At 33.2% G+C, this 20,703-nt stretch carries 17 protein-coding genes and 1 other annotated feature (1 of these 18 running past the window's edge); of the genes, 11 read left to right on the forward strand and 6 right to left on the reverse strand.

Translation table 11 applies throughout. The annotated features are described in order from the left end of the window. The first annotated feature begins 11 nt into the window (after window positions 1–11). Both RH915_RS03945 and RH915_RS03950 read left to right on the forward strand, forming a co-directional pair. Window positions 12–1,886, forward strand: coding sequence for an LTA synthase family protein (locus RH915_RS03945; RefSeq protein ID WP_310478034.1), 1,875 nt, complete (start codon window positions 12–14; stop codon window positions 1,884–1,886). A gap of 171 nt (window positions 1,887–2,057) precedes the next feature. Next, a complete protein-coding gene (locus RH915_RS03950; protein WP_310478194.1) occupies window positions 2,058–2,717 on the forward strand; it encodes an HD domain-containing protein in 660 nt (219 codons plus the stop codon). A gap of 143 nt (window positions 2,718–2,860) precedes the next feature. On the opposite strand, the gene arcA is transcribed toward RH915_RS03950, so the two are convergent. Further along, on the reverse strand, window positions 2,861–4,084 hold the full coding sequence (gene arcA, locus RH915_RS03955; protein WP_310478035.1) for an arginine deiminase: 1,224 nt from the start codon (window positions 4,082–4,084) through the stop codon (window positions 2,861–2,863). A 239-nt stretch (window positions 4,085–4,323) separates the two neighbouring features. On the opposite strand from arcA, the gene RH915_RS03960 reads away from it, so the two are divergent. The 3 genes from RH915_RS03960 to RH915_RS03970 all read left to right on the forward strand — a co-directional run bounded on the left by RH915_RS03960 (window position 4,324) and on the right by RH915_RS03970 (window position 6,382). Then, window positions 4,324–4,674 carry a hypothetical protein gene (locus RH915_RS03960; protein WP_310478036.1) on the forward strand — a complete coding sequence of 117 codons (351 nt, stop codon included), beginning with the start codon at window positions 4,324–4,326 and terminating at the stop codon, window positions 4,672–4,674. Further along, window positions 4,674–5,834: a cation:proton antiporter gene (locus RH915_RS03965; RefSeq protein ID WP_310478037.1), complete on the forward strand. Its 1,161-nt coding sequence runs from the start codon at window positions 4,674–4,676 to the stop codon at window positions 5,832–5,834. Before RH915_RS03960 ends, RH915_RS03965 begins: the two co-directional genes overlap by 1 nt. Before the next feature lie 206 nt (window positions 5,835–6,040). Continuing rightward, window positions 6,041–6,382, forward strand: a complete 342-nt coding sequence (locus RH915_RS03970) for a cupin domain-containing protein (protein WP_310478038.1) — start codon at window positions 6,041–6,043, stop codon at window positions 6,380–6,382. Window positions 6,383–6,399: 17 nt separating this feature from the next. Here the strand turns inward: RH915_RS03970 and phaZ are convergent, their stop codons facing one another. From phaZ to RH915_RS03985, 3 genes are all read right to left on the reverse strand, one after another. After that, window positions 6,400–7,308, reverse strand: coding sequence for an intracellular short-chain-length polyhydroxyalkanoate depolymerase (gene phaZ, locus RH915_RS03975; protein ID WP_310478039.1), 909 nt, complete (start codon window positions 7,306–7,308; stop codon window positions 6,400–6,402). Between the two features lie 149 nt (window positions 7,309–7,457). After that, the gene (locus tag RH915_RS03980; RefSeq protein ID WP_310478040.1) at window positions 7,458–8,570 is read right to left on the reverse strand and encodes a Ger(x)C family spore germination protein; all 1,113 of its coding nucleotides are present in this window, start codon (window positions 8,568–8,570) and stop codon (window positions 7,458–7,460) included. Then, complete coding sequence (locus RH915_RS03985) at window positions 8,570–10,000, reverse strand: spore germination protein (RefSeq protein ID WP_310478042.1); 1,431 nt, start codon at window positions 9,998–10,000, stop codon at window positions 8,570–8,572. The genes RH915_RS03980 and RH915_RS03985 overlap by 1 nt, the downstream gene beginning before the upstream one ends. A 98-nt stretch (window positions 10,001–10,098) precedes the next feature. On the opposite strand from RH915_RS03985, the gene RH915_RS03990 reads away from it, so the two are divergent. The 6 genes from RH915_RS03990 to RH915_RS04015 all read left to right on the forward strand — a co-directional run bounded on the left by RH915_RS03990 (window position 10,099) and on the right by RH915_RS04015 (window position 16,963). Beyond that, window positions 10,099–11,184 (forward strand): GerAB/ArcD/ProY family transporter, encoded by a 1,086-nt coding sequence (locus RH915_RS03990; RefSeq protein ID WP_310478043.1) that lies wholly within the window; start codon window positions 10,099–10,101, stop codon window positions 11,182–11,184. 293 nt (window positions 11,185–11,477) lie between these two features. After that, window positions 11,478–12,194: a hypothetical protein gene (locus tag RH915_RS03995; protein ID WP_310478044.1), complete on the forward strand. Its 717-nt coding sequence runs from the start codon at window positions 11,478–11,480 to the stop codon at window positions 12,192–12,194. A 305-nt stretch (window positions 12,195–12,499) separates the two neighbouring features. Continuing rightward, the gene (gene gmk / locus RH915_RS04000) at window positions 12,500–13,099 is read left to right on the forward strand and encodes a guanylate kinase (protein WP_310478045.1); all 600 of its coding nucleotides are present in this window, start codon (window positions 12,500–12,502) and stop codon (window positions 13,097–13,099) included. Window positions 13,100–13,453: 354 nt separating this feature from the next. Then, a complete protein-coding gene (locus RH915_RS04005; RefSeq protein WP_310478047.1) occupies window positions 13,454–14,593 on the forward strand; it encodes a poly(R)-hydroxyalkanoic acid synthase subunit PhaE in 1,140 nt (379 codons plus the stop codon). 3 nt (window positions 14,594–14,596) lie between these two features. Beyond that, a complete protein-coding gene (gene phaC / locus RH915_RS04010; RefSeq protein ID WP_310478048.1) occupies window positions 14,597–15,679 on the forward strand; it encodes a class III poly(R)-hydroxyalkanoic acid synthase subunit PhaC in 1,083 nt (360 codons plus the stop codon). A gap of 174 nt (window positions 15,680–15,853) precedes the next feature. Further along, window positions 15,854–16,963: a poly(R)-hydroxyalkanoic acid synthase subunit PhaE gene (locus RH915_RS04015; protein ID WP_310478049.1), complete on the forward strand. Its 1,110-nt coding sequence runs from the start codon at window positions 15,854–15,856 to the stop codon at window positions 16,961–16,963. A 42-nt stretch (window positions 16,964–17,005) separates the two neighbouring features. On the opposite strand, the gene icd is transcribed toward RH915_RS04015, so the two are convergent. Further along, on the reverse strand, window positions 17,006–18,268 hold the full coding sequence (gene icd, locus RH915_RS04020) for an NADP-dependent isocitrate dehydrogenase (protein WP_310478050.1): 1,263 nt from the start codon (window positions 18,266–18,268) through the stop codon (window positions 17,006–17,008). 2 nt (window positions 18,269–18,270) lie between these two features. Beyond that, window positions 18,271–20,211: an aconitate hydratase gene (locus RH915_RS04025; RefSeq protein WP_310478051.1), complete on the reverse strand. Its 1,941-nt coding sequence runs from the start codon at window positions 20,209–20,211 to the stop codon at window positions 18,271–18,273. A 406-nt stretch (window positions 20,212–20,617) separates the two neighbouring features. Next, window positions 20,618–20,703 (forward strand) — a binding site (T-box leader) (it continues 134 nt past the right edge of the window).

Consider the following 20,703-nt stretch of genomic DNA (forward strand, 5'->3'; position numbering starts at 1 on the left):
AGTGTGATCATATGCTGGAACGTATTGAAGACTACAGGAAAAGATATAAACATATCTTACTGTTTAGTGCTTTGGTTATGTTAAAGTTAGTTGTATTTCACAGCTTTATGGATATGCCTGGTAGTATAATTTCCGTAACTTTTAAAAACTTATTTCTAGTAGTTGGCATATTTACATTAGCAAGCCTAGCAAAAGAAAAACGACGATGGCCAATTTATATTACAATTAATTTTATTATTTCGATGTTGCTGTTTATAGATGCAATGTACTATAGTCATTTTCATACCCTAGTGCCTTTTCATAGTATATATCAAATTGGTCAGCTTGGGCCTGTCTCTGACAGTGTTTTTGCACTTTTAAGAATTTACTATTTTTTATTATTTATAGACTGTATTGTTTTAGGTATTTACTATAAACGAAATAAAAGCAAAATATTAAATCATATGACTGATCCCAGAAAAAAACCTTTTTTTATTACTAGCATAATTCTATTGTTAATTTCAGGTTCCCTGACTGGATTTGTAATTAATAAAACAGAAGGAAATTATACGCCCTATAATTTAGGGGTAGTAAATTTTCATGCATATGATATGTTAAACTTTTTTTATAGAGCTCCCTTTGATGTAAGTCGTGCAGAAGGGGTTATTGAGACCATCAATCAGTTAGATGGAACAGAACAAAGAGGCTACGGGATAGCCAAAGATAAGAACATTATAGTGATTCAAGCGGAATCGGTTCAAAGTTTCGTTATTAATAATAAAATAAATGGTCAATATATTACACCAAATCTAAACAAATTAATTAATCAAGACAGTATTTACTTTAGTCAGTTTTTTGAACAAGTAGGATGGGGAAACACTTCGGACTCTGAATTTGTGTCCCACAATGGTTATCATCCATCTAGAAAATTATTTAGCTATAAAGCATATGAAGACAGTGAATTTTACACGTTACCAATGGCATTAAAAGAAATGAATTATTCTACTATGGTATTTCATGGCAATGATGCTGGATTTTGGAATAGAGATGAAATTTATCCATCTCAAGGACTTGATAAATATGTCAGTATAGAAGATTTTGATTTTGATGAGGAATTGGGAATGGGCTTAAGTGATGGGTCTATGTTTAAACAATCGCTACCCTATCTTAAAGATCAAGTAGACCCTTTTTATGCCTTTTATATAACATTAACATCCCACCATCCCTACTATATGCCAGATGAATATAGACATTTGAATATTAAAGAACCCTATAAAGATACAGTACTAGATCATTACATTCAAACGGTGCACTATCTAGACAAACAAATTGGTATTTTTATAGAAGATTTAAAGAAAGAAGGATTATACGAAGATTCAATTATTCTTATCTATGGAGATCATCAAGGCTTGCACATGAGAGATGAGGAAGTAAGTGAAGTACTAAGTGACTACTTAGATAACCCATATAAAGAAGACGAAATGTTTCGCGTACCCTTTATAATACACATTCCAGATAGTGGGATAGAAGAAGAGATTACAACAACTGGTGGACAGATTGACTTCTTTCCAACGGTAGCAAATTTAGTAGGGATAGACTTACCTAGAATAAACTTCGGAAAAGATCTATTAAATATAGAGGAAGGTTTTGTTGCTAAGCAAATTAATGTAATGAGGGGATCTTTTATTGACAATGATAAAATCTTTATTATGTCTCCTGATGGAATATTTGAGAACAGTAGAGCTTGGAATATACACACAGATGAACCTGTAGATATAGAAGATTGTCGGGAGGGGTATGAGCGGGCAATTATGGAAACAGAAGTATCCGAGTATATTATGCAAAATAACCTAATACCGATCATTAGAGAAAAAGGATTAAATTATGTCTTAGAACACCACGATTAGTGGTGTTTTTCTTTTTTTATAAAATAACTTTCTATATAGCATTGATTTTGGACATAATAAAAATAATTGAGGAAATTACTAATTACATTATTAAGGGTTATATTTATATGAGTAATATTAATTATGCAATTTATTAACTAAGAAAATAGGAGGCAATTAATCGTGAACAGTATGATTACTTACCAAGAGATAATTAAAAATGAAGAAGTAAGAACTTATATAGAGAAGGGGGATGAGCTACTAGGTGTATTAGGCTTTACAGAACATGCAGTTGTTCATGCAGGTAAAACAGCACAAACAGCAGCTAGTATATTGTTAAAACTAGGATATACTGAAAGGGAAGCCGAGTTAGCAAGAATCGCTGGATATACCCATGATATTGGTAATATGATCAACAGAGTAGAACACGCACAAACCGGTGCAGTTATTGCCTTTAATATTCTAACGCGTTTAGGTATGGAACCAGAAGAAATTGCTATAGTTGTTTCTGCAATAGGGAATCATGATGAAGAGACAGGCACCGCAGTCAATAATGTTTCCGCAGCTTTAATACTATCGGATAAAACCGATGTAAGACGCAGTCGCGTTAGAAATACCGAATTCGTAAAATTTGATATACATGATCGAGTTAACTATGCTGTAGTAAAATCAGAAGTGCATGTTGATGAAGATAAACGTGCAATTTTGTTAGACTTAACCATAGATACGAATATTATTTCTTTGATGGAGTATTTTGAGATTTTCATGAAACGTATGATTATGTGTAGAAGAGCAGCAGACTTTTTAAACGCAAGGTTTGAGCTTGTTATGAATGGAACAAAACTCATTTAGTAGAACTACATAATACATTTAAGAAAGTCTTCTTTGATGATGGAAGGCTACGTTTAATGTCTTCTAATCCTTTGATTAGCCCTATAGATCTACAAATATAAAAAAAGGGTAAGCATTAACAAATGCCTACCCTTACTTTCATATTATAGATTTGATCGCACTAAGGGCATACTCATACATCGTGGTCCTCCTCGACCCCTTGACAGCTCGTAGGATTCAAACTCAAGTACTTCAACCCCGTTTTTTCTTAATGCTTCATTTGTAACATAATTACGATCATAGCAAATCACTTTCCCTGGATGAATGGCCAATGTATTACTGCCGTCACTCCATTGTTCTCTACCAGCAGCAATAGGGTTGCCATCACCACATCGTATTAGTTTAACAGACGGTAAATTTAAATACTTTTTTAGGACCTGAGAAAGTTTTTCATGCTCATAACTAATGGATAATTGGTTAGCACCTTTTTTAATACTATAGACATCAAGGGGTGCTTCAATTCCAGGATAAATTGTAAATTTATCATAATCCACCATTGTAAATACCGTATCAAGGTGCATGTATTCTCTAGCTTTTGGTATATCAAAGGCTAAAACCACTTCAAAAGATTCCTCCGAGTATAATAATTTTCTCGCCATTTTCTCAACAGCAATTGGGTCAGTACGGTCACTAACACCTACAGCTACAACTTTATCAGACAATACTAATTCGTCACCGCCTTCAATTGGGTGAGTTTTATCCCTGTTATACCAGCGAGGCACATTTTGAAAGCGGGGATGAAAATCAAATAGGTACGTAGCAAATAAAGTTTCCCTATTTCTTGTGATGGAGGACATAACATTTAGTGTAACTCCTTTACCAATTGAAGAAAACGGATCCCTTTGAAAATAGAGATTAGGGATCGGGTCAAGATAAAAAGGATAAGGATTTTTTACCATGTCAGCTAAACATTTATTTTTTATTCCAGGTACTTCTGACTTTTGGACACCAGATATACACTTGCGAATCATATCCTTCGGTGTCATTTTATTAAAATACTCCCTTAAGCATTCCCTTAATCCTTCTGTTGCAATTTTACCTTCCTCCATAAAATCTTCTAAAAACTGCGTTCTGACATCTTTATTTTCTAAAATCTCTGCCATTAAGTCAGTAAGGTAAAGTACTTCTACGGCTTCGTTTCTAAGTAAATCTGAAAACTGATTATGTTCTTTTTGTGCTTGTTTTAAATAAGCAATTTCATCGAATAAAAGTCTCCTTAAGTAATCTGGTACAATATTCTCTATCTCATTTCCAGGACAATGTAAAAGCACACTTTTCAATTGACCAATTTCATTATAAACATGAATACCGTCTTTTTGTACTGTCATTATTGGGATCTCCCTTTCCAAAACTTTTTAACAAATAATCTATTATAGTATTTGATAAATAAGATATATTTATGATTACTAATTATCTTAAATGGTATAAGTTTTTTAACGAACAGACATAGCAATAAATTTAAATAATGTATTTAACTCATAGCTATTTGATATTTCTAATTACAAGTGATATGATTTTCATATAATAGTTTTAAAATTTTCAGAAAAATTTAAGGAGGCATGTTTAATTGAAATTATTAATTGCAATTATTAATAATCCAGATCTAGTGGTAGATATTCTAGATGAATTTTATAAAGATAATATAAAAGGAGCAACAGTTATTGAAAGTACAGGTATGGCCCATATGATAGCGGATCACATACCATTTTTCTCCCGTTTTGCTGAGTTTGGGAAAGATCCTGGACATAACAAAACAATTTTTCTTACAGTACCCACAGAGGAGTACTTAAAAAAGGCAGTAGATGCTATAGAAAAAATCGTTGGAGATTTAAATAAACCGGAAACTGGTATTGTAATGACACTACCAATTGATTTCTGCAAAGGATTGGTAAAAACAGAGGGAGATGAATCATTATAATGAATATTTCTTTAGCAGTTGGAATTATTTTTTTAGCCGGTGCTGCTGGTGGAAAATTAGCCCGAGCAATAAAACTTCCTTCTGTAACAGGTAATTTATTAGCTGGGATACTTGTAGGACCATCTGTAATGGGTTTAGTCAGTACAGAGGTAATGTATGAATTATCCCCAATCAATGAATTGGCACTAGGGCTTATTGCTTTGTCAATTGGTGCAGAGCTTCATTGGGGTACTATGCGGAAACTTGCCAAAGATGCAGCGAAGGTATTTATAATAGAAGCTTTATTTACTTTTGCTGCAGTGTTTGGGGCTTTATATCTGTTTGGCTTACCCTTTAGGTATGCACTTGTATTTGGTGTGATTAGTATAGCCACTGCGCCAGGTGCTATAATAGCCTGTATAAGAGAAACACCAACTAAAGGAGATTTTTCAAAGGTTCTATTGTCTGTGGTAGCACTAGATAATTTATTTGCCATTACGGTTTTTGGCATAGTAATAAGTTTTATGCAAGCTGGAATTACTATGGGGGATGCAGGCAATACATCGGCTATAATAATGGCTTCAAAAGATCTTGGTGTATCTATATTACTAGGTATAGCTTCCGGCGTCTTTTTAGTGCTTACGTCCCACAAAGCTAAAAGCGATGCTCGGATTTTAGTATCAGTATTAGGTGCGATTTTGATAACAGTAGGATTATCAAATCACTGGGATACACCGGCATTGTTAGCTGCAATTACAGCAGGTGCATTTTATACGAATATCTCCAAAAAACCACAACGTATAAGACGTTCACTTTTGAATGTGGAAGATCCTATATTACTAGTTTTTCTGACCTTAGCAGGAGCTAAATTGGATTTGTCAGTTCTGCCTGTGGTTGGTCAAATAGGTATTGTATATATTAGTGCGCGGTTTATAGCAAAGCTTGTGGGTAGTCGAGTAGGAACAACACTTACACTTTTTCCATTAAGTTGGAAACGAAATCTAGGCAGAGCCTTAACGCCTCAGGCCGGTGTAGCCATTGGTCTAGGGATTATAGCGGAACAAAAATCAATTTTTGAACCAGATACAATTATGCCCGTAATCCTTGCGGCTGTAGTAGTTTTTGAATTGATCGGCCCAATACTTGTACGAAAAGCCTTATGTGATGCAGATGAGGCATAAAAATAATAGTAATAGAAAATATTTTCAAGACAAAAACAGAGAAGTACTTTTATAAGTATGCTCTGTTTTTTTATTTTCAAAAATATTTTTTAATATTTAGCTTGTGTGTGACCTAAGTCACGGAAATAAATAGGTAAAGTTAGTAAAATAAAATTATTAAGAAAAGGAAAAATTGATTTTAATTAAAATATTTAGGAGGAAATTAAATGAAAAAATTAATTAAAAATATTGACTTATCAAAACCTTATGAATTAGAGTCATTAGTAGACTATCAAGAAGGTAGAGTTGTGAGTAGGACATTAGCCCAAGGAAAACCACTTAGCTTAACTTTATTTGCTTTTGATAAAGGAGAAGAAATCAGCTCCCATACTGCCTCAGGAGATGCAATGGTAGTCATTCTGGATGGTACGGCAGAGATCACAATTGGAGAAGAGACGTTTGAACTGAAAAAAGGAGAAACAATTGTTATGCCAGCAGGGGTACCCCATGCATTATTAGCAAAAGAAAATTTTAAAATGCTATTAACCGTAGTTTTTAGTTTAGATTAACCAAACAAGCACAGATATTAATCTGTGCTTGTGTTATTTATAAAAGATTTAATATTAAAAACCAATTCTTCCAAAGCATCTACAAGCGGAGAATGACCACAATTTTTAAAGACAACTAAATTAGCTAGATGCCCTAAAGCATCCTTAAGTTCTAAAGCTGCTTCTATAGGTATGACTAGATCCTCTTCACCATGAATAACTAGTGTAGGGATATTAATGTGATCCACTTCCCCTGTGCCCTTAACGACACCATTAGGTTCCTTTGATATATTAAAACGGTGTAAAGCATCGTAAACATCGTCGAGATTTCTTTGTGTGAGCATATCATCCAAGTATCTCTCAAATTGTTCTTTATTAGGTTGACTAAAATTATATACTAACCTACACCAAATATCTTTTAATTTAGTTCTATCTTTATGCTTATTTGCATCAATTATCGATTTTATGACTGAATCATCAACAAGATCTTCTTCAGTTACTAAATATTCTTCGTTAATTCCCTTGTCCTTCTCATCCTTTTTATGTACAGGATAGCCTTTAATTCCAATAGATTCAATAAGAATCAGTTTTTTTGCATAATCGGGGTAATTTACAAGAAAGCTCATAGCTACTGCACCACCCATAGACCACCCTGCAATAGTAAAGTCTTTTAAGTTAAGGGTAGATACAAAAGCATATAAATCATCAGCAAAGTCTTTTATAGCCCTAATAGGCGCATCATAGGTTGAAATACCAAAACCTCTAAGATCCACAGCGATAACTGTATAATCATTCAAAAGAGATTCCATCAGAATATCCCAATGTTTAGAAGAGGCGTTGTTACCATGAATAAGAAGTAGGGTTTCCTGTCCGTTACCCGCCTCCCGATACCCTATAAGTTCACCGTTAGGAAGGGGGATTGCTTTTAGTTGAATGGGATCTAACATTGCTCACACTCCTTTGCTATGTATTGAGATCGATCATTGGTATATACATATGGGATGAAAACAACTTTGATACCCAAAAAAATCCATATTATTTAACTTATAAAATGAAAAAACATAGCCTCTTAGGTAATATCCTAAGAGACTACGTATTATCTAGAGCCTCTAACATAACCACCACCCCGAACGTTTACGCTTACTTCAGAAGTGAGCTGGGTAATTTTAATTGCATTTTCAACATCAGATCCAGGGTATTTTTGTTCTACAAGATGTTGAATATCAAAAAGATCTAATCCTTTCTCTTTATATCTTGCAAATAGGGTTTCAGTTTCTGATTTAATTTTCTCAGCAGCGCTATTTTCAATTTGCGCGATTACTTCACTGTTCCATTCCATACCTTGTTGCGCGTCTGCAATGAACACTTCGTTATCGATTGTTTTCGTTAAATGGATAACCCCATTCTCATAATATAAATCTGTTTCTGTTTCACTCCTACGAATAACTAAAGTTAGAATTTTATCTTCTTTTTCAGGATGTTCTATTTCTATAGATCCGGATTGAATTCGATCAATTAAATAATTACAAATCATCACCTCATCTGAAGGCATGAATTCAACCATAATATCATTTTCTAATATAGCAACCCCATCCACTCGTATAAAGTCTTCAAAGCTTGTATTCACTACGCGAAGGGCATTTATTTTACTTATACTTTTGCCCGCAGTTCTATCATTTAGAAAATCATTTAAACGATAATTAGGAAGCATAGAAGATAAGCGACGATCTTGGAATAATTCGTTTAAATAAATACCGATAAATTCGTCTTGTCTTATATCTGTTGCAAAAAACTCCTCCGGGGTGCCCATAAAAACCGTAATGAAGGACCGTATCAGCGTTTCTTGATTTCTTTTAATTAAATCTAAAATATCACCTAATCCATGTTGTGCTGCTCTTTCAGTTAAAACATATACTTTGCACTGGGTATAGTCAATGTTATATCTAGATGCCTCGTTCAGTCTACGTAGGGTTGTGAAAAGTGAGTCTCCCCTGTCACTATAGATCAGTCGCTGTCCTTCTTCCGCATTCTCTAAATTACTTCTATAGGAATGATAAGCTTCAGCATAAACGACAATCTCTTGATCTTCATTAACGTCAACAACTAAAGATGTAACAAAAATTGTTGTATTAGTATCATTGTAGCTAAAACAGGCTGTTAAAGTACAGGAGATGAGTAAAAATATTATAAACATCTTAGTTTTTAGCATCACTGATCATCTCCCTGTAAAATTGTGTTGGATATATCCTTTAGATTTTGACGATAGAATATATCTCTAAATTTAAAGCTTCGCAAAGTTCCTAAAGGGAATAAGAAAGGGTATCCACAACTAGTTAATCCCGCAATATGGGTTACAAAAAGCGTAAAAGCGATATAGTACCCTGGAAGTCCGATGAAACCTGTAAACACTAAGATGATAGCAGTCCAAGCAACTAGAGCGTTAAAGAGGCTAGGAACTAAAAAAGTACAAATAGAAGATAACGCCACGACTAAAACTGTAATTTCGGAAGTAAGTCCCGCGCCAATGGCAGCATCTCCTAAAATCAGGGCGCCAAAAATACTAATTGCTTGTCCTATAGGCGAGGGTAATCGAATTCCTGATTCCCGTAAAATAAGGAAAAAGAAATACATAACAAAAATTTCTACAATTGTATTATATGGTACACCGGCCCTTAAAACTGCTACTCGAAACAATAACATAGTAGGTACCAATTTAAAATGATAGGTGGTTAGGGCTAAATATAAACCAGGTAGCAAAAGGGCTATGGCAAATGCTAACCATCTTAGGATTCTATCAAAACTTCCAATTAATTTATTGTTATAATAATCATCCGCTGTAGTAAAGTGGTCAATAAAAAAGTAAGGTGCGATTAGAAAAAAAGGAGACCCATTAACAGAAATGCATACTCTACCCTCTGTTAAATTAGAAGCAATGGTATCCGGTCTTTCTGTATGTCCGATTGTATTAACAAAAGTATTACGAGACCGTAGTGTTTCTTCAATATTGTTTAAGCCTATTATAAATTCTTTTTCGTCCATTGATTCAATTTTCGACCTAATATAAGAGACAAGCTCTTCCGGGGCGTGGTCTTCAATGTACATTAAAGCCACGTCGGACTTTGAAAAGTTGCCGAGACGAAATTCTTCAACTTTAAGGCTCGGGTTCTTAATTCTTCTTCTCACTAAAGATAAATTTACATTTAAATCTTCTGTAAAACTTTCCTTTGGCCCTTGTATAGATACATCAGATACTGGTTGTTCAACAGCACGTTGTTCTATTCCCCTAGCTTCACAATAGCAAATTCCCTCACAAAAACTGAAAAGTAATAGAACATTTCCTGATAATATGTTCAATAAAGCTTCGTCTATATTGGGAACCATATTGACTGTATTAACAGATAAAACTTCTGTATTAATTTGTTCTATTGTAATGGGAAGGGGATTCACAGTCATAAGGGGTTTGATAATATTTTCGCTTATAAAGTGATTATCAACCATATTATCAATAAAAATAGCGCAAATACGACCATTCTTAGTGTCAATCTCCCGATAATTAATATCAAAAGTATTTTTTAACTGCTCTTTAATTGTATTTAAATTATTCGTATATTTTTTCTCAAAAATAGATTTTTTGCTCATTTTTTATCACCAAGCTTATTGTGCAACAGAGGAGGGAATAATATGCATTTAGTTGGTTAATAATGCAAATAATTATCAAATTGAAAAGGGGTAACGCTATGGACCGGTTTAATACAAAACACTTTGCATTTTTAATTGCCGCAACAACAATCGTATCATTAAAAACTTATCCAGATATTTATATCAGTAATGGAAGACGAGACACTTGGGTTGCTATGATCATTGCTTCATTCCTAATTTTTGCTTTTACTTTTTTCGCAATAAAAGTATTTCAGAAGGGTAAGGAGTTTAATTTTGCGCAAGTTTATAAAGAAGCTTACGGAGAGAAATTAGGGAAGTTTTTTATAGGGTTATTTATAATAACACTATTACTGACCCTAATAGAAAGTGCCAGCGTACAGTCAAATGCAATGCATATGAATATGCTAGTAGAAACACCACCATGGTTTTTTCTTATATTTTTTATTTTCCCTGCAATATATACAATAAAAAAAGATATAGTAGCAATTGTAAGTGTGACCCTAATTGGGATTACGTTAATAACCATAGCAGGTATAAACTTAGGTATTTTAACCACAGGATACAAGGATTACAATCTATTATTTCCAGTATTTGAAGATGGCGTTACTTTGGGGTTTCTATTAGCAATTTTAAAAATTCTAGGGTTATACGGATCCATAGTCATTGTTTTTCCATACTTAACTGAAATAAAAGATAAAGGTAAACTATTAAGAGACACTTTAATCGGTTTACTTTTTGTCATTCAAATGCAAATAGTATCGGCTACCGGTACTTTGTCCACCTTCGATGTTAGTAGGACCTATGAAATGGCATACCCTAAGCTTTTACAAACACAACTTGTCAGCTATGCTAGGTTTGTAGAATTTGGAGAGTTATTCGTAATGCTACAAATGGTGGGTGGGTGGTATCTAAAGTATGTTATCACTTTTTATGCCTTACTAAAGCTTTGGAATGCATTGGGGATGAAAGATAAGTACCTAATTTATATTGTAACCCTTATTGTTTTTGGTTTTTCTTTTATTATATCCATGGATATAAACGTTTTATTTATATTTTTGAATTATTATGCTTATATTAGTTTTATGAACTTTTTTGTGATTCCTTTAGTAGGATTTATTTTATATGCTTTAAAAATAAAAAGAAAAACCAGTTCTAGCTACTAGAACGTTCTGATTTAGTTGTCTATAAGTGGGTACGATATTAATATTACTTAAAGGATATTGCATAATTCCAATATATAAATTTTTGTAACGTAAATATATAAAATAACAACAAAGTCACTTTTGCTGTGTTTAAAATGTGGATGGATATGGCATCTCATTTGCTGAATTATATCATTTAATTTACAACAGAAAAGAAGTTAACTAATTTGAAACAGAAAAAGAAGTACTTTTTATATTTACTCCGCTAAATCCTATTATGCAATTTCCTCATATAAAAAAGGAGGTACATAACAATGAAAAGAACAGCAATAATTATGATAGCTGCAATATTTTTAATACTGGGTGCTATTTTGGCTTTTACTAGGACGGGAATCGAAGAAATGCCCCAAGATGACATAATTGATGAAATTAATAATGAAGATGATGGTGACCAAGAAAGAATGGAAGATACTGAGGAGCAAGCCATAGAAGAAGGAGCGTCCATTGAACAAAGTAGCGTACTTGAACCCTATTTTTTAACAGAGCAAGGAGTAAGACTTAATTTTTCAGGAGAAGAAGGGTATGCTCATGCTGATCGGATTATGTGGGTAGCCCATAGAACGGATAATTTAATACAACAGATGGAGGAAACTGCGGCCACAACAGTAGCAAAGATATACCAGTTAAGAGAAAATGAGATTGCTTTAATAGTTTCGGAAGAAGAGGTTTATGATGACAGAGATTTAACAACAGATCTTGTAGAGATTGGTGAAGAGAGAATAATACTAAGAGAGCCCTTAGAGGTTGGTAATCAGTGGCAAGATGAGCGAATGACCTATGAGATAGAGGCAATTGATAAAGAAATTACAGTGCCATACGGGACATTTAATACGATAAGAGTACGGGAAATTAGCAGAGATGAAGAAAGTGAAAATATTGTTTATTATGCTTCAGAACTAGGAATGATAAGAAGTGTATTTAAAAGCGATGCATTTGAAGTCGTTATAGAACTAGAGTCGGTACAGGAGTAGCAAAATATATCCTCTAAATTAAAAAAAGTTAGTATTCTCATTGATGACAATGTCCTATATATAAAAGTAAAAATGCTGTCGAAATATATTGTAAAAATTGTTGTTTTATAGTGGAATTTGATGAACGAAAATACAGTCAAACCCATTGAATTTTTAATGATTTTTATATATACTCATAAAGTATCATTTAATAATAAAAGTTGTTTTACAAGTCTACAAAGGAAACGGATAATTTATTTACAATATGTGTGGGAATGCTTATAATAGAAGAAATAGCTAACAGTCAAAAATAAGGAGCGATAAGTATGAGCACAATTGTGAATTTTAATGAATCCAAAAAAAGCAAAGGAAAAGGAAAGATTTTTGTAGTGGCTGGTTCTGCAGGATCAGGTAAAAATACATTAATTAAAAGAATACTTGACATGAATTTAGGAATTACTTTTATTCCTTCATTCACTACTAGAAAAATGCGTCAAGGTGAAAGTAGCGGTAACCCATATATTTTTGTAGGCAAAGAGACTTTTGAAGGAATGATAGACAAAAATGAATTTTTAGAATATGAAAAAGTTCATGGATTAGATTACTATGGTACACATCTTGCTACATATAAGTATGCCATTGATAATGGATACCATATAATATCGGATCTAGATGTCAAAGGTGCTACAAAGGTCAAGTCGATATTTAAAGAAGACGCGGTGCTACTGTTTATAAAAGTACCTAATTCAGAAACATTAAAGGCTAGGCTAATCCAAAGAGGAGAGAACTCAGAGGAAATTGAAAATCGTCTTAAAAGAGTAGAGTTTGAAGAGGCCAAGATACATCTTTTTGACCATATTATTCTAAATGATGATCTTGAAAAAGCAGTAGAGGAATTTAAGGCAGCTATAGAACAGTATGCATAAAAGCATACAAATTAACGTAAACAAGATAGATAACTGATATTATAGATAATTATAAATATTGATGAAAGTCTGTAGGAATAGCTGTTTATAGGGGTGCTTATAGGGTATAAAAATATATAAGAAGATGTCCATAAAGGATATATGCAATAAGTCTGTATGGACATACTTCAATATTATATAAAGGGGGGAATAGTAGCTTTTAATTTTGTAGCATAGGTGGTAAGTATATGGGCTAGACTCATTTCATTTAGCATTATGCTCCAAAACATAAGTTAAATATTCTTAAAATTTTATATCTTTATAATATTCAAAATCTTAGAAAATGATTAAGAAGACTAAAGGGGGATGTCATTCATGACAAGTGAGAAGATTCAAGAAAATTTTTGGGGGCAAGTTATTGATGCACAAAAGAAGATGTTTGATTTTTGGCAAGAGGGGATTATGCCAAAAAATAACACAGAAGATGATAAAGTTGTCGTAATGCAAAATGTAATAGGGGAAAGCATGAAACCTACTGTAGAAGTTTTTAAAAAGTGGGTTGAAGTAGCAAATGATACTTATAGTAAAAACATAAAGTCTTTTGGAGATAGTACATATCAAGAACTAATAAATAAGATGGTAAATGGTGTAAACGTTTATCAGAATTTAAATACATTTTGGGAAGATTTAAGAACCAAAATAACAACAAAAGAAAGTGATGTTGTGAAATTCTACAGCGAATGGAAAGAAGAATATTTAAAAATTTGCTCTAATAATTTTATTCCATGTTTACCAGAACCGGTTCAAGTATTTTTTAAAGAACCAATTGATATTTATGCAATGCAGACAGAAACAAATAAAAAGCTTTTACAACCATGGATTGATAGTGCACAAGACCAGCAGGACTTGTTAGCAAAGGCATTAACTGGTGATAAAGATGCTTATGTGGAGTTCACAAGATTATGGAATGATAATTTTGGAAATACCTTTGGAAAACTGTTGAACGTACCTCAAATGGGAATCTCAAGAGAGTATATGCAAAAACAAATGGATAGCTTAAATGCATTAATTAAGTTTCTAAATAACATAAATGAGTTTTCTGCTACAATGATAAAGGTGAATCAGGAAACCTTAGAAAACATAGTAAAAGATTATCAAGAAAAATTAGCCGATGGAACACAACCAAAAACCTTTAAAGAGTTTTACACATACTGGTGGACGCAAAATGAAGCTGCATACCAGAATTTATTTAAGACAGAGGATTTTTCCAAGTTAGTAGGTCAATTATCCGATGCTGGCGTAAACTTTAAAAAAAATTTTGATAGACTTTTAGAAAAACAGTTAGAGTTTTTACCCTTCCCTACAAAAACAGACATGGATAGCTTGTATAAAACTGTAAATGACTTGCGTAGAGAAGTTAGAAATCTATCAAAGGAAGTTAGTACTTTGAAGGCAGAAAGTGAAAAGCCTAAAAAAACAACAACTACTAAGAAAACGACGGCAAAGGAGGCCTAGTGAATGATATCGAATACAGCGATTGATATGGAGAAAACTTTAAATGATATGTTTGATACGCAGAAAAAATTAATTCGGGGGGTTGATGTACTACTTAACTTAGAGGAACCTGAGTGTGGGGTAACGCCTAAAGAATTAGTTTATTCAGAAGATAAAATGCAACTTTTTCATTATAAGCCATTAGCGAAAAAGGTATGTAAAGTCCCTACACTGATTGTTTATGCATTGGTAAACCGTCAGTATATGATGGATATACAACAAGATCGTAGTGTTATAAAGAACTTACTAGAGCTAGGCCTAGACCTGTATATTATAGATTGGGGATACCCAACGGCTCATGATAAGTATTTAACGCTAGACGATTACATAAATGGGTATATTGATAGTGCTGTTGAACATATACGAAAAGAAACAGGTTCTGATAAAGTTAATATTGTAGGTGTATGCCAAGGAGGAACTTTCTCTACAATATATTCAGCAATGAATCCTGATAAAGTTAAAAACCTTATAACTATGGTTACGCCAATAGACTTTGAAGCAGGTGCAGAGTCAGAGGAAGCATTACTGTTTAAGTGGAGCAAAAATATGAATGTTGACAATATGGTAGATACTTTTGGTGTCTTACCAGGAGATTTCTTAAATATGGGCTTCAATATGTTAAAACCTTTCCAACTTATGATGGATAAATATGTTGGGTTAATTGATAATATTGACAATCCAGATGTTATGGCAAACTTTATGCGAATGGAAAAATGGATATTTGATAGTCCTGGTCAGGCAGGGGAAGCTTTTAGGCAGTTTATTAAAGATTTATATCAGGAAAATAAATTGGTAAAAGGCACTTTAGAAATTGGCGGTAAAAAGGTAGATTTAAAAAATATAAAAATGCCGCTATTGACAATATACGCTGAGCAGGATCATCTTGTACCACCAGCAGCAACGAAACCGTTAAATGACTTAGTAGGAAGCAAAGATAAAGAGCTGGTATCTTTCCCAGTAGGACATATTGGAATGTATGTTAGTTCAAAATCACAAAAAGAGATAGCACCAAAAATGGCAGAATGGATCATGAAAAGAGAGAAATAATACTTGACATCAGAGTGGAGCATAAGGAGACCTTTAAGATTTTATAGGGTCTCCTATGCTTATCCAAAAAAAATAAAAAAAGTTTATAAAAACTGTCATAAAAAAATTTTAAACACATATTATTAACGTGTAACAAATTAAATTATTAAATTAAATTTCAAGGGGGATATGAAAATGGGTATGATGAATGGACAAGAAAATTATGTAGGAAAATGGTTTGATGTACAAAAGAAAATGTTTGATGTTTGGAAGGAAAATGCAACTCCGAAGTTTGCAAAAGATTTTTCAGGCTACTTTGAGGGAAATAAGTTAGTAACAGATGGGATGAAATCCTCTATTGATATGTACAATAAATGGTACGAAGCAGTAAGTGATATGTATAAAGGAAATAACACGATGCTAGGGGATAATACTTATTTTGACTTTTACAACAATATGATGTCAGGAGCAAATGTTTATAGCAATTTAAAGAGATTTTGGGATGATATGAGAGATAAGTTTGTTGGAAACGAGAGTAATGATGCTCAAACTTTTATAAGCTACATAAAGGTGGATGAATACATGAAAGAATTATCTGACAAGTTTGTTCCATATTTACCAGAACCAGCACAAAAATTATTTCAAGAAGCAATGCAAATGCAAGAAATGTTCATGAATAGAACGGAAAAATTCTTTGAGCCATGGACGAAAAATGCAAATCAATTACAAGAATTATTAGGTAAAAGTATGTTAGGGGATCAAGACGCATTCCGACAGTATGCAAAAATATGGAATGATAACTATAAAACAAGCTTTGGTCAACTAGTAGATATGACGAAGTTGGATATGGGTAAAGATTTCTACAATAAACAAATGGAAAGTATGAATGCTTTTGTAAAGTATTATAATAACTTAAATGAATTTGGTGGAACAATTGTTAAAGTAGGATATGAAAGTATGGATAAGATAGTTAAAAATTATCAAGAAATGTTGAAGGAAGGTACGCAACCAAAAACTTTCCAAGAATTTTATACATATTGGTGGACAGAAAACCAAGATTCTTATAAAAAGTTGTTTAACAACGAAGACTTTACAAACCTAATGGAGCAAGTTGTTGAAGCAGGAAATACTTTTAAAAAGAATTATCAAAAGTTAGTAGAAGAACAATTAGAACAATTACCTTTCTCAACAAAGAAAGATATGGAAAGCTTAAGTAAAGCATTAAATGATTTAAGAAAAGAAGTTAAAAACTTAGGGAAAGACATGAATAACGATAAAAAACCAGCAAAAGCAGCAAATAGCTAATATTAAAAGGAGGCCATTAGGCCTCCTTTATTTTAGTTTCAGTTATAAATTTTTTATTAATGCATCAGCAAATTCAGATGTTTTTAACTCTACAGAACCTTCCATCATTCTAGCAAAATCATATGTAACCGTTTTATCAGTAATTGTTTTCTCTATTGATTTAATAATTAAATCTGCAGCTTCGGTCCATCCTAAATGTCTAAGCATCATTTCACCAGAAAGGATAACAGATGAAGGATTAACCTTGTCAAGGCCAGCATATTTAGGTGCAGTTCCATGTGTTGCTTCAAATATAGCATGACCTGTGGAGTAATTAATATTTGCTCCAGGTGCAATACCAATACCTCCAACTTGCGCTGCTAATGCATCAGAAACATAGTCTCCATTTAAATTCATTGTTGCAACAACATCGAACTCATCAGGTCTTGTAAGGATCTGTTGTAAAAAGATATCAGCAATAGAATCTTTTATAATAATCTTGCCTTGAGCGATCGCTTCATCCTGAGCTTTGTTTGCTGCATCAACCCCTTCAGATGCTTTGATTTTGTCATATTGATTCCAAGTGAAAGTTTGGTCTGAAAATTCTGTTTCCGCTAACTCATAGCCCCATTTTTTAAATGCACCCTCTGTAAATTTCATAATATTACCTTTATGAACTAGGGTAACACTAGCTCGTTTTTCAGCTATAGCATATTCTATAGCTGCACGGATAAGACGCTTACTACCTTCTTCGGAAATAGGCTTAATACCTATTCCAGATGTTTCAGGAAAACGAATTTGATGTACATTCATTTCTTTTTGGAGAAATTCTACTACTTTTTTTACCTCATCCGAGCCTTTAGCATATTCAATACCTGCATATATATCCTCTGTATTTTCTCTAAAAACAACCATATCTGTAAGCGCTGGTTTTTTTACAGGTGAGGGTACACCCTCAAAATAACGAACAGGTCTTAAGCAAACATACAAGTCAAGTTCTTGTCTAAATGCAACATTTAATGAACGGATCCCTTCTCCAATTGGCGTTGTTAATGGTCCTTTGATCGCAATCACTTTATCGCGAATTTCATTTAAAGTTTCTTCAGGTAGCCATTGCCCTGTCTTTTTAAATGCTTTTTCCCCAGCAAATACCTCTTGCCAAGCAATAGAACGATTGCCATTATAGGCTTTGTCTACAGCAGCATCAATTACCCTGGAAGCAGCAGCCCAAATATCTGGACCAGTGCCATCTCCTTCTATAAATGGGATAATTGGACGGTCAGGAACATTTAAAGCGCCGTTTTTTAAAGTTATTTTATTTCCCATACTTAACCCTCCAAATTCTCTTTTGTGTAGTTTAATTTACCGCCTGCTAGTAAGATCGCAACATCTCTAGAAGAACCGTTAAATTTAGCTTTAAAAGTTGTATCTTTTGTCTTGTTATATATATCAATTACTTTACCTTCTTTTAGTGCGGTTACAACTTCTTTAATTACTAATTCATCCATTTGATCCTGTTGATCATAATCATTTTCATCAACAAGCTCTAAAGGTACAATTCCACTGTTTATTAAGTTAGCTTTATGGATTCTTGCAAATGATTTAGTTACAACAACTTTTATACCTAAGTATAGTGGTGCTAAAGCAGCATGTTCACGGCTAGATCCCTGACCATAGTTGTCGCCTCCAAGAATAATACCACCATTGTTTTCCTCACAACGCTTCCAGAAGTTTTCATCAATCGTGCTGAAGCAAAACTTAGATAGATGAGGGATATTTGATCTAAATGGTAATAAAGCTGCATTAGATGGCATGATATCATCAGTTGTTATATTGTCCCCAGCCTTTAAAACTAGGTTACCTTCTACGGTATCTTTTAAAGGTTTATTAATTGGGAAAGGTTTAATATTTGGTCCCATTTTCACCTTAGTTTGATTGTTATCCTCTGAAGGAAAAATGAAGTAGTTTTTATCTGTGTAGTAGTTATCTGGTTCTTTAATAGTGATATCTACGTCTCCTTCTAAAGAACGAGGGTCTGAAACCTGTCCAGTAATGGCTGCAGTAGCAGCAATTTCAGGGCTAACTAAATAAACGCTAGCACTTTTTGTACCACTTCGACCATAGAAGTTACGATTGAAAGTTCTTAAAGAAACTGCATCAGTAGCAGGCGCTTGCCCCATACCTATACATGGACCACAAGCACATTCTAAAATTCTAGCCCCGGCTTGAATCATATCACCTAAAGCCCCATTGTCAGAAAGCATTTGAAGAATGTTGCTTGATCCAGGAGAAATACCTAAACTTACATCAGGATGTACTTTGTTACCTTTTAAAATTGCTGCAACCTTCATTAAGTCATTATAAGATGAGTTCGTACAGCTTCCGATTAAAACTTGATCAACTTTAATACCTGTCAAATCATCAATTGAAGCAACTGCATCAGGACTATGGGGTTGAGCTAATAATGGAGGAATTTCTGAAAGATCAATTTCAAGTACTTCGTCATATGTAGCATCATCATCTGCCTTTAGTTCTTTGTAATCTTCCTCTCTACCCTGAGCCTTTAAGAACTCGTAAGTTAATTCATCACTTGGGAATACAGAAGTGGTTGCACCAAGTTCAGCGCCCATGTTTGTAATAGTTGCTCTATCTGTAACAGAAAGCGATTTAACACCTTCACCTGAATATTCAACAATTTTACCTACGCCACCTTTTACAGAAAGCTTTTGAAGAATATATAAAATAACATCTTTTGCAGATACCCAATCATTTAATTTGCCACTTAATTTAACGTTAAGGATTTTAGGCACTTGAACAAAGTAGCTACCGCTAGCCATACCTATTGCAACATCTAATCCCCCTGTACCAATAGCAATCATACCGATACCGCCTGCTGTTGGGGTATGACTATCGGAACCAATCAAAGTAGCTCCAGGCTTGCCAAAGTTTTCAACATGAAGCTGATGACAAATGCCATTGCCAGGTTTTGAGTAAACAAGACCATATTTAGCGGCTGCAGTTTTAATAAATTCATGATCATCTGCATTTTCAAATCCTGCCTGTAATGTATTATGATCTACATAAGCAACAGATAAGTCGGTTTTGATTTTATCGATACCCATTGCTTCAAGTTGAAGATAGACCATTGTTCCAGTTGAGTCTTGCGTTAAGGTTTGATCAACTTTGATTTCAATCTCTTCACCGGTTTTTAAAGTGCCAGAGAGTAGATGATCTTCAAGAATTTTGTAAGCTAAATTTTTTCCACTCATTAATATCATACTCCTTTATATTTTTGTAATTTTATAAAACGACTATAAATTCAGTGTAATAAAACATATCTGAATTGAGCCTTAATTAACAATATTCAGTATATTTACAATATAATTTGGTAATAATTATATAAGTCAGTAGAAATTCTAATAATATTATATCATAATGGGCAAATTATTTGTATCATTGTGAACATCAATTGTATTTATATAAGAAAAGGTTTGGAAAATTGATTAGAAATATTGCTTAGAATTGTGTAATTATTTTACCGTATGTATAATTATACTTTTTATATAAAAATTCGTCAACAAATAGCAAGGGAATTACGCATTTTTCCTAGAATATTCTTGACATTCTTTTAATATTAAGTGTATAATCTTTTTTAATATGGAAATCTAAAATAGGTTAGAGGCTATGAAAAGGATAATTAGTAAAAAGTCCGATTACTACAGAGAGATAATCATATGCTGAGAGATTATTGTAACGTTTTT

The organism is Serpentinicella sp. ANB-PHB4 (assembly GCF_031432315.1).
GTDB lineage: Bacteria > Bacillota > Clostridia > Peptostreptococcales > Natronincolaceae > Serpentinicella.

Bases quoted from the DNA above. Each gene is read 5' to 3' on its own strand.
- RH915_RS03945 (WP_310478034.1), top strand. From the start codon at position 12: ATGCTGGAACGTATTGAAGACTACAGGAAAAGATATAAACATATCTTA.
- RH915_RS03950 (WP_310478194.1), top strand. From the start codon at position 2,058: ATGATTACTTACCAAGAGATAATTAAAAATGAAGAAGTAAGAACTTAT.
- arcA (WP_310478035.1), bottom strand. From the start codon at position 4,084: ATGACAGTACAAAAAGACGGTATTCATGTTTATAATGAAATTGGTCAA.
- RH915_RS03965 (WP_310478037.1), top strand. From the start codon at position 4,674: ATGAATATTTCTTTAGCAGTTGGAATTATTTTTTTAGCCGGTGCTGCT.
- RH915_RS03970 (WP_310478038.1), top strand. From the start codon at position 6,041: ATGAAAAAATTAATTAAAAATATTGACTTATCAAAACCTTATGAATTA.
- phaZ (WP_310478039.1), bottom strand. From the start codon at position 7,308: ATGTTAGATCCCATTCAACTAAAAGCAATCCCCCTTCCTAACGGTGAA.
- RH915_RS03980 (WP_310478040.1), bottom strand. From the start codon at position 8,570: ATGCTAAAAACTAAGATGTTTATAATATTTTTACTCATCTCCTGTACT.
- RH915_RS03985 (WP_310478042.1), bottom strand. From the start codon at position 10,000: ATGAGCAAAAAATCTATTTTTGAGAAAAAATATACGAATAATTTAAAT.
- RH915_RS03990 (WP_310478043.1), top strand. From the start codon at position 10,099: ATGGACCGGTTTAATACAAAACACTTTGCATTTTTAATTGCCGCAACA.
- RH915_RS03995 (WP_310478044.1), top strand. From the start codon at position 11,478: ATGAAAAGAACAGCAATAATTATGATAGCTGCAATATTTTTAATACTG.
- gmk (WP_310478045.1), top strand. From the start codon at position 12,500: ATGAGCACAATTGTGAATTTTAATGAATCCAAAAAAAGCAAAGGAAAA.
- RH915_RS04005 (WP_310478047.1), top strand. From the start codon at position 13,454: ATGACAAGTGAGAAGATTCAAGAAAATTTTTGGGGGCAAGTTATTGAT.
- phaC (WP_310478048.1), top strand. From the start codon at position 14,597: ATGATATCGAATACAGCGATTGATATGGAGAAAACTTTAAATGATATG.
- RH915_RS04015 (WP_310478049.1), top strand. From the start codon at position 15,854: ATGGGTATGATGAATGGACAAGAAAATTATGTAGGAAAATGGTTTGAT.
- icd (WP_310478050.1), bottom strand. From the start codon at position 18,268: ATGGGAAATAAAATAACTTTAAAAAACGGCGCTTTAAATGTTCCTGAC.
- RH915_RS04025 (WP_310478051.1), bottom strand. From the start codon at position 20,211: ATGAGTGGAAAAAATTTAGCTTACAAAATTCTTGAAGATCATCTACTC.